The following is a 1,165-nucleotide window of genomic DNA, read 5'->3' as shown; positions in this document are numbered from 1 at the left end:
AATTTGCTATCCGCGTAACTGAAAAACGTAACGGCTGGAGCGCAGAAATCACTCGTCAAGTAACGTCTCGCAAAACAATGGTTTCAAAACGTGAAACTGGGTTTGACAGCGAAGAAAAAGCACAAGCTTGGGCTGAACAAGAACTTGCGGGCTTCATCGAAAACCAAGTTGTTCGTAATGAGCGTAAAGCTGTACAGCGTCAAGAACGTGAAGCAGAACAACTTGCGGCAAAAGTTCGCAAAGAAGAAGCTCGTAAAGCACGCGAAGCTGAAGCTGACGAAGAATAATGGCATATATTCCGATTGATGTTTCGATCTGTCGGTAATGCTAAAAAGCCCTGAAGGTTTCTTCAGGGCTTTTTTGTTGGCTCATTTTCATAAGCAGTCAGAAGAAACCGAGAAGCCAAAAGAGCCTTCGGAAGGTGCGGCAAACTGTTGGTTACCAGGCAGTAAGTGAGGATTGTTTGCGTAAACACGATGAGATGATTTGTTATTACGTGTATGCACAGGCGGTAAATCAATATGATGTAAGCCATCCGAAAGATCGTTGGCCTCACCGTAGTCAAAGTCTGTTGTAACCTCGGCGTTATTTTTTGTGTGGTAACAATGATCTGGCTTACCTTCCTCTCGCCATTTGAGTTCTGAGCGTTGCGCGTCCAAGTTGAGTTCATCTGGAACAGATGAAGCATAATGATCTTCTAGTGAATGTTGTTGACTTTGTTCTTGTAAGTATTGAGCGATGTTTTCAGATTCTTGAGCGAGGAGATTTGCAGAAAGTCCAAGTCCCAACAAACAGCTAATGAGTTGTGTTTTATTCATAGATGTGTGCAAGCAAAAAGAAAACATAATACGAATAAATAAAACGCTGTGCAATTGTGCGGTGAACAAGATGAATTGAAATAAGCTAAACACGAAGCACAAACGTTAAGTTTTCATGTTTAAGTGTTTGTAATAAATAATATTGGTGAGTAAACATAACAAAAAAAGCCCGGCAACAGGTACTGGGCTTTGAGATCATAGAGCATGCAATTATGACTGAGTGTCGAGTGGGATTTGTCCCGTCGTTACCTGTTCGACGTCAAACTCAGTTAATCCTTCAATGTAGCTTTCTACCGCTTGTTCTACTTCATCGTCGCTTTGGCTGAAGTATGCGAGGTGGAAAATGG

Annotated in this window: 2 protein-coding genes and 1 pseudogene; 1 reads left to right on the top strand and 2 read right to left on the bottom strand. The window is 42.0% G+C overall.

Translation table 11 applies throughout. The annotated features are described in order from the left end of the window. Positions 1–287: DUF3622 domain-containing protein (locus tag R7Q46_RS25045; protein WP_169629835.1), on the top strand; the 287-nt coding region annotated here is incomplete at its 5' end. 87 nt (positions 288–374) lie between these two features. Here R7Q46_RS25045 and R7Q46_RS25040 read toward each other — a convergent pair. Together R7Q46_RS25040 and R7Q46_RS25035 are read right to left on the bottom strand one after the other, a co-directional pair. Then, entirely contained in the window at positions 375–818 is a 444-nt protein-coding gene (locus R7Q46_RS25040; protein WP_021823167.1) for a hypothetical protein, read from the bottom strand. A 210-nt stretch (positions 819–1,028) separates the two neighbouring features. After that, positions 1,029–1,165: pseudogene (locus R7Q46_RS25035) on the bottom strand (deacylase); the annotation flags it as partial.

The organism is Vibrio sp. 811, from assembly GCF_033339195.1.
Note: the sequence above shows the minus strand (reverse complement) of the source record. Positions and strands in the feature narration are given on the sequence as shown.